Annotated in this window: 6 protein-coding genes and 1 pseudogene; 4 read left to right on the forward strand and 3 right to left on the reverse strand. The window is 56.2% G+C overall.

Annotation, left to right across the window (positions count from 1 at the left end):
- Positions 1 to 289: 289 nt before the first annotated feature.
- The 3 genes and pseudogenes from SYN65AY6A5_RS12570 to SYN65AY6A5_RS12585 form a co-directional block, all read right to left on the reverse strand.
- Positions 290 to 1,657, reverse strand: coding sequence for an RtcB family protein (locus SYN65AY6A5_RS12570; protein ID WP_276307417.1), 1,368 nt, complete (start codon positions 1,655 to 1,657; stop codon positions 290 to 292).
- A gap of 75 nt (positions 1,658 to 1,732) precedes the next feature.
- Entirely contained in the window at positions 1,733 to 2,155 is a 423-nt protein-coding gene (locus SYN65AY6A5_RS12575) for an archease (RefSeq protein ID WP_011431329.1), read from the reverse strand.
- Between the two features lie 641 nt (positions 2,156 to 2,796).
- Positions 2,797 to 2,928: pseudogene (locus tag SYN65AY6A5_RS12585) on the reverse strand (IS200/IS605 family transposase); the annotation flags it as partial.
- A 1,108-nt stretch (positions 2,929 to 4,036) separates the two neighbouring features.
- Here SYN65AY6A5_RS12585 and cfa point away from each other — a divergent pair.
- From cfa to SYN65AY6A5_RS12615, 4 genes are all read left to right on the forward strand, one after another.
- A complete protein-coding gene (cfa, locus tag SYN65AY6A5_RS12600) occupies positions 4,037 to 5,212 on the forward strand; it encodes a cyclopropane fatty acyl phospholipid synthase (protein WP_240527806.1) in 1,176 nt (391 codons plus the stop codon).
- A 305-nt stretch (positions 5,213 to 5,517) separates the two neighbouring features.
- The gene (locus SYN65AY6A5_RS12605; RefSeq protein WP_099812785.1) at positions 5,518 to 6,573 is read left to right on the forward strand and encodes an extracellular solute-binding protein; all 1,056 of its coding nucleotides are present in this window, start codon (positions 5,518 to 5,520) and stop codon (positions 6,571 to 6,573) included.
- Positions 6,574 to 6,626: 53 nt separating this feature from the next.
- A complete protein-coding gene (locus SYN65AY6A5_RS12610; protein WP_168173331.1) occupies positions 6,627 to 7,466 on the forward strand; it encodes an ABC transporter permease subunit in 840 nt (279 codons plus the stop codon).
- Positions 7,467 to 7,540: 74 nt separating this feature from the next.
- A partial coding sequence (locus tag SYN65AY6A5_RS12615) for an ABC transporter permease subunit (protein WP_240531071.1) occupies positions 7,541 to 8,182 on the forward strand: 642 nt, incomplete at its 3' end.

Raw genomic sequence — 8,182 nt, forward strand, 5'->3', positions numbered from 1 at the left:
GCTCACTTGGCACAAAGTTCCCCCTTCGGGGGGATCCCTAGAAATTGGAAACGAGGAGAAGCCTGCCGACAAGGCTTCTCCTTCCGAGTTCCCCCTTCGGGGGGATCCCTAGGAATTGGAAACTTTGGAAACTCTCCCTGCTGTGTTCCAGGGATGATCTGGATCCCCTGAAGTTATCCCTTCAGAGGGATCCCTAGAAATTGGAAACCGCTCCCGGCATTCCGAGAGCGGCAAAGGTTTTAGCAGTGTTTTCCCTTCGGGGGGATCTTGAGAAGTCAGAAAGAAAAAACTAGCCCTTGATACACAGAATGGGTCTTAGGCGCGCTACGAGTTTCGCGATCTTGGCTTGGTCGGCAGCGCGCACAACTTTATCTACGTTTTTGTAGGCCTGGGGCGCTTCTTCGGCTACCCCCCGCAAAGAAGGGCTGCGGACGATGACGCCGCGCCGCCTCAGTTGTTCGACGATCTCCTGCCCTGTCCAGGCTTTGAGAGCTTGGTTGCGACTCATCGCCCTTCCGGCGCCGTGGCAGGCCGAGGAGAGGGAAAGGGCCTCACTTTGCTCCGTGCCGACCAGAATGTAGGAGGCCGTGCCCATGGAGCCGCCGATGATGACCGGCTGACCGATAGAGCGGAAAGCCTGAGGGATCTCTGGGTGGCCAGGCCCAAAAGCGCGCGTTGCCCCCTTGCGGTGGACGAACAGGCGACGTTTTTTCCCCTCTATCACGTGCGTCTCCTCCTTACAGGTGTTGTGGGAGACGTCGTAGATAAGGTCGAGTTCAGCCTTGGGAAAAAGCTCGGCGAATACCTGGCGCACCCAGTGGGTGATGATCTGGCGGTTGGCCAAGGCGCAGTTGATAGCTGCCCGCATTGCTCCCAGGTAGCTTTGCCCCACTTTGGACTTCAAGGGCGCACACGCCAGCTCGCGGTCAGGCAGCTCTATGCCGTGCTCTTTAGCCGCCTGTTGCATCTTCTTCAAATACTCCGTGCCAATCTGGTGACCCAAGCCCCGGGAGCCGCAGTGAATAGTAATGACCACTTCCCCCTGCTTGAGGCCGAAGCTCTCGGCAGCCTTGGGATCGTAGATCTCGTCAACAACCTGGACTTCGAGGTAGTGGTTACCTGAGCCTAGAGTCCCCATCTCCCGCCGCTGGCGCTCACGCGCATAGGCGGAGACTTCGCTCGGCATTGCTCCCCGCCTGCGGCCATGTTCTTCGATGCGCTCTAGATCTGTTTTCTTGCCGTAGCCTTGAGCCACAGCCCATTCTGCTCCGCCTTCCAGCATGGCTTCCATCTCTTTGTCGCTCAAGGAGATCTTGCTGCGGCTGCCAAGCCCTACCGGTACGCTCGCATACAAGGCATTGGCTAAGGGTTCTGCCGCTTCCTCCACTTCTTCGCGCGTCAGCCCCGTCCGCAAGGTTCTCACGCCGCAGGAGATGTCAAAGCCCACGCCGCCGGCGGAAATCACCCCCCCTTCTTCCGCATCGAAAGCAGCCACCCCACCGATGGGAAAACCATAGCCCCAGTGGGCATCTGGCATCACGTAGCAGGCTCCCACGATCCCTGGCAAGGTGGTCACGTTGCTGGCCTGCTCGGCCACTTTGTCGTCCATCTCCCGGATTAACTCCTCATCGGCAAAGATCAAGACTGGGGCACGCATTTTGCCTTTAGGAGGAATGCGCCAGACAGTCTCATCTACACGCTCAAGTTTCTTGATATCCATAGACTGCCTCCTTTACACATCCACCACACACTGTGCCACCCAAAGCTCACTCTCTTGGGCTACCTTGAGTTGCGTGTAAGTTGCCCCTTTAACTTCTACTGCCGGTCGGTGCTTGGCGCGGTCAACTCTTTCCCCCCACAGGCTGGCCTTGAGATGGTCTTTTGCAAGATGCACTTCAACTTTCCCAAAGAGCATTCCTCTGACTGCCATCTCGTAGATCACTGCGTTCAGGAAATCCACCAACAACAGTTCCAGATCGCCTGAATTTTCTAGCTCAATCTCTAGCCGCTCCCTGGGAGCTACTTCATCCACGCTGGTGATCACCGCAGTCAGGGCCAAAGCTGCCTGGGCAAAAGCTTCCTCCGGGGTCGCCCCATAGCCGCGGACGCCGACATCGGCCATGTGTTCGAAATGATCCCATCTTGCCCGCGCCACGGTCGTCTCCTTGTTTTGTGCAGTCCTCAGTGCAGGCCAAAGACAAATACCGCCCAGGCTAAGGCGCGGCACTGCAGCTTACCGCGGGATCCCTGCAGATTGGGAATAAAAGCAGCCATGATACTACCATTGTATTCGTCTCTTATCCTGCCGAAAGTTCCTTAGGCTGGGGGGATCCTCCCACAAGATAAAGAAAGAGTGAAAAGGCCCAATGGTTTCGCCATCAGGCCCTCCTTGTCTAGGGGAGCTTCCCAGAAGAGAGAAGCTGCTGGTGTGACGACTAACGGGTAGACCAGTTTATCGTTATAGAACAAAGCGGCACCTTGGTCACCGCTTTGAGATTTGGCGTGGTATGCCCGGCCTTCCACTACCGTTTGTACCGCCTCCCAAGGCCATTGGTTCAGGCAGTAGTGGAGAACATCCTGAGGAGTAGCCTCAGCCTGTGGAGAATCTTTGTGGCGGATGGACTCCAACGCAAAGCCGACTACCAAAAGTTTTTGCGAAACTCCTCAATCTCATCCTCGTAAGACTCATACCACACAAAAGGATAGCTTGGTAGCCCCGCACTTGAGTGCGGGGCGGAAAAGCCCGCTAGCCACTTTAGTTGCTTACCCATGATGGGGGTCGTTGATATAGTTTCATAGCTCAAACAACCTGTCCCTGACTTCTCCTACCAAGACCTCTTTCCTTCTCTTTGGCCAAAAAATAAGATAAACAACCGCTAGCCCCACACCATGGTTGTAGTGATTGTACCGTTGACTTTCCTCTCGCACTATCGCTTACTTAGGTTGGAACAAAGAACAAAAACAAGAATGCGGTTTTAACCAAAACTTTGTTTTCGTCCCAACAGGTCGGTTCAAGGAGCGTATTGCGCAATTATGTCGGCATTATGGCATGGAGTTTATTGAGGTAGAGGAGGCGTACAGCTCGCAGGCAAGCTTCCTAGATAGAGATGAGCTACCTAGTTATGGTGAAAAACCCGACGGGTGGAGACCCGCTGGAAAGCGTGTCAAGCGGGGCCTGTACCAAACGGCAAAGGGGTGGTTGGTCAACGCTGAGGCAAATGCTGCCGCCAACCTGCTTAAGAAAGTCAGCAGAACCTTGGGGCTTTGCCTTCAGGAACTGTCTAGAGGCGCTTTGACAAAGCCTTTGCGACGACCGTGTAAGAATCCCCCGCCTTTAGACGGTGGGAGTGTCAAACTTCAGAGAACGGGTTGGTGGGGGAGCTGACCCTGAGAAAGTTTTGGATAGCAGCAACGGCTTGCCACACTCTTCCCTGGTCTGAGCGGTAACCAGCTTTATTTTTGAGCGACTGATAAACTCCTCTTTTTAGCTCGTAGCACAAGCTGCTGGGAACAAGGCATTGGCATCCTCCATTTGGTGGGAGCGGAAGTGGCGCCTGAAAGCTTCCACACAAGAAGCCAGAATCGTGATCTTGCTTTTTGGCTTGTTCAAAACAGCGGTGTTCAAGATGCGGTTCTGTTTAGCCCCGACTAGCTCCTGCCCTTCCACCAAAAGCAAGAGAAAACCGCTGTAGTTTTCCACAACTAGATACGGCACAACGCCGTTCTGATTGATTTCACTAATCGTTGCTTCCTGAGCTCCATGATCTGGAAGGCGATAGGCAGCCTCTCTCTGTATCCTCTGGAGAAAACAGCGGGAAAATCTGAAAGCCGCCCTACTGAATAGCACCACCAACTTGCAGTGTTGGCAGGTTCAGTTTGAGCATCGATTTCTCCTTTGGGCTTGCTAGCACTATCTCTTCAACTTCCTCCAGAGCTGCAGTGGTTGGCATTAACAACAGAAGCTGGGGAGCCGAGAAGAAGCAATGGCTTGAGCCGCTGCCGAGTAACAAACTGGAGAGACCGCATTTTACAATACATGTTGCGATTAGCCCTCAGCAGGGGGTTCCTGGAAGTGGAAAAAAGCCTTAGCATCTGGCATCGGCTGGCCCGCCGATATGGGCTTAGGCTCTTGAGTGCTGCCGATATAGCCGTCAATGGCTCGCGGCCCTGGGATCTGCAAATCCACGACGAGCGGCTCTACCTGCGCTGCCTGCTCTATGGATCCCTGGGCTTTGGCGAGGCCTACATGGAGGGCTGGTGGGATTGCGAGGCCATTGATGAGTTAGTTTGTCGTCTCCTAACTGCCCAGGCACCGCAGCAGGTGGGTTGGCTAATTCAGCCCCTACTTGGGCTGGACAGTCGCCTCATCAACCGCCAGCGGGGCAAGGGGGCATTTGTCATTGGCCGGCGCCACTATGACATTGGCAACGATCTCTATGAGGCCATGCTGGATCGCCGCATGATCTACAGCTGTGCCTATTGGGATGGGGGCGCGCAAACTCTGGATGAAGCCCAAGAAGCTAAGCTTGACCTCATTGCCCGCAAGCTGGAACTCCAACCCGGCATGCGGGTGCTCGACATCGGCTGTGGCTGGGGCGGCACAGCCCAGTACCTGGCCGAACGCTACGGGGTGCAGGTTGTGGGGATTACTGTTTCCAAAGAGCAAGCCAAACTGGCCAGCGAACGCTGCCGCGGCCTGCCGGTCGAGATTCGGTTAGAAGACTATCGCCAGACGCAGGGAAAGTTTGATCGGATCCTTTCTGTGGGCATGTTTGAGCATGTGGGCTACCGCAACTACCGAACATTTATGCAGGTAGCCCGTCGCCTCCTCAAAGACGATGGCTTGTTTCTTCTCCACACCATCGGCGCCAACGTTGCCTACCAGGGTCGGGATCCGTGGATTGAACGCTACATTTTCCCCAACTCGATGCTGCCCTCGCCTCGTCTGATAACAGCGGCTTTTGAGGGTCTGTTTGTACTGGAAGACTGGCACAACTTTGGGATCAACTACGTGGCCACCCTAAAAGCTTGGCACGCCAATTTTGAGCGGGCATGGCCACAACTGGCCGGCCGCTACGGCGAGCGCTTTCGCCGCCTGTGGCGGCTTTATTTGCTGATGAGCGCCGGCAGCTTCAAGGCCCGTGCCAGCCAGCTTTGGCAACTGGTCCTCTCGCCCAGGGGAGTAAGGGACGGCTATCGCTCGGTGCGGTAGCGAGAAGTCGGAATAGCCCTACCCACACGGCTTTTCCCAACTGCACAAGGGGTTCACAGATCGAGCCGGATCCCTGTCACGCAGAATAGGCTTCCCCCACGAAGAACAACGAACTCTGTCCAGAACAGGCCGCCACAGAGAAACCGCCGGCCCGGTAGGGATCCCTTGTCAAATCCTGTTTCAATCCACGAGCTCAAGGATCTCTGCAAACCCCAAGAGGGAGCCAGCTCTTAACGTCAGCTTAAATTCAGTCGTGTAGCCTGCTAATAAGCGCATACACTTATTGGCGCAAGGAGGGTGTCAAGATGAAAAAGCTGGCTGAGCTTCCCCTAATTAGTCTCCCGGTCGCCGCTTTGTTGACAGCATGGGCAGTGGCAACCTCGGCTCCTCCAGCAACAGGGGTTCCGGCTGGCGGGCGTGCTGCCTTGGTGGTGGCCTACAACAGTCCGGAGAAATGGGCGAACTGGGGCGAGGTGCTCAAGTCCTTCACTGCCAAAACTGGCCTGCAAGCCCCCTCGGATCCCAAGAATTCGGGCCAGACACTGGCTGCCCTCAAAGCTGAAGCCGCTGCCCCACAAGCGGATACTGCCTACTTCGGAATTGTCTTCGGCATTCAGGCCGCTGAGGCAGGTTTGCTGGAGCCCTACAAGCCAGCTGGGTTTGATGAGATCCCAGAGGGGCTGAAAGATCCCGAGGGCCGCTGGATGACGATTCATCAAGGAGCAGTAGCCTTCTTGGTCAACACCAAGGTACTGGGCAACGCGCCTGTCCCTCAGTGCTGGGCTGACCTGACCAAGAATGAATACAAGGGCAAGGTGGGTTTTCTGGATCCCACCCAAGCAGCAATTGGGTACTCGGTAGCTACAGCTGCTAACCTGGCGCTAGGCGGTACGCTGGAGAACTGGGATCCCGGCATTCGATACTTGGCTCAGCTTAAGGCCAACGACTTGCAGCTCCCAGCCCAGACAGCCACTGCCCTGGTTCAGCAGGGAGAGATTCCTATCCTGATCGATGCTGACTTCAACGGATATCAGCTCAAGAACAACGAGAATGCCCCGGTTGAAGTCGTGATCCCCTGCGAGGGCTCAATCGCTATTCCCTATGTGATTGGCTTGGTCAAGGGCGCACCCAATTCTGAGGGTGGCAAGAGGTTGATAGACTTCACGCTGTCGAACGAGGGTCAGGTGTTGTTTGCCAAGAGCTATCTGCGGCCCGTGCGGCAAGTAACTGTGGATCCCGGAATTGCTGCCAAGATGCTCCCGGCCAGCGCCTACGAAAAAGTAGCTGTGCCGGACTACGGGCAAATGCGCGCTGTGCAAGAGCGATTCAATGAGCGTTGGAAGGCCGAGGTAATCCGGTGATCTTGAGCACAAACTTTTGCTCTCTCGGGGGGTCGCGGGCAACAAGACAAGTATTGCTCGCGGCACCCGTTGTTCTACTGTTCGCCCTGGGGCTGCTGGTACCTCTAGTTGTGTTGCTTCGCCAGAGTCTGCTGGACGGGAGCAGCGGTCGCCTAACGCTGCAGAACTACGCGGCAGTTGTCACTTCACTGGCTTATCGCCGCGCTTTGCTCAACAGCGTGTTGATTGCTGTCGCCTCTACGCTGCTGGCGCTGATCTTGTGTTTTCCGGTGGCCATTTACATCGAGCGATCCAACGGCCCTTACCGAAATGCGTTGGCAATAGCCTTGACCGTACCGCTTAGCCTGCCTGGAATTGTCATAGGTTTCTTCGTCATCTTGTTCTTCGGAACGACCGGCGTTGTGCCGCAGCTTTTTCTGCTGCTGACAGGTGAACGCCAGCTAAGCCTTGCCTATACCTTTGGGGGGATGTTGCTGGGCTACTTGTATTTTCAAATCCCCCGTGTTGTGTTGGTGTTGCGTGGTGCAGTCTCAGCGCTATCGCAGGACGTGATCGACGTCAGCCGCACGCTAGGTGCCACCCCTTTGCAGGTTTACCTCAACGTGCTGATACCAACGCTTCTCCCGGCTTTGCTCAGCGCTGCCAGCGTCAGTCTGGCAACAGCCCTCGGGGCTTTTGGCACGGCAGCCACCCTAAGCCGTGGCTTTCGCGTGCTACCCCTTGAGATCGCTTCGTCATTCACAGAAAGCTTTCAACCAGAACGCGCGGCCAGCCTGAGCATTGCTCTCACTCTGCTGACTACGGCCATTCTACTGGGTCTGGGTCAGGTTGCTGAACGTGGCCTACAGCCTCATCGCCCGCCAGATATGTTGCAGAGGGAGCTGGTGAAGTGAAGCCACTAGCTTGCAAGCGCCAGCACGCAGCGGATCCCGTCACAGCGATTGGGCAGGGGTTCACCTTGGCTGCAGTGATCCTGTGCCTGGCACCAGTGCCCTTGCTGATTGTTGTGGCGACCACTGTTAACTGGCCGCTTGGTTTTTGGGCTGGCGGGGTCACCACCAACTGGCTGTGGCAGGGATGGGAAACTGTGCGACCCTACGCCCTCTTTAGCCTGCGCCTAGCCTGCACGGTGCTAGCAATTGACCTGGCTGTTGGTTTACCCGCCGCATGGCTTATTGCGCGGCATAACTTCATTGGCCGGCAGGCGCTGATGGCCTTGATCAATCTGCCGCTGGCCATCCCCGGCATTGCCATTGCCTTGGCTTTAATCTTGGCTTACCCAGCAGCTCGAGCCAGCGGGCTACTGCTTCTGCTCGGTCAAGTGATCTACACCCTACCGTTTCTGGTGGCAACCTTGGTGCCGGCGCTGGCCCAAGCGGCATTGATCGAGCGCGAAGCTGTGGCCTGCACCCTGGGCGCATCGGCCATGCAGCGGCTGTGGTATGTGACGCTCCCCTCGATCCGCAGCGCGTTGCTGGCTGCTTTGATTTTGGTGTTCACGCTGTCCATGGGGGAGTTCAATGTCTCGTTCTTCTTGTTCACCCCTCTGAACAAAACGCTGCCCATCGAGTTGTACTCGGCATACATCACCAACCGGGTGGAAGTGGCG

Source organism: Synechococcus sp. 65AY6A5 (assembly GCF_002760415.1).
In the GTDB taxonomy this organism is placed as follows: domain Bacteria; phylum Cyanobacteriota; class Cyanobacteriia; order Thermostichales; family Thermostichaceae; genus Thermostichus.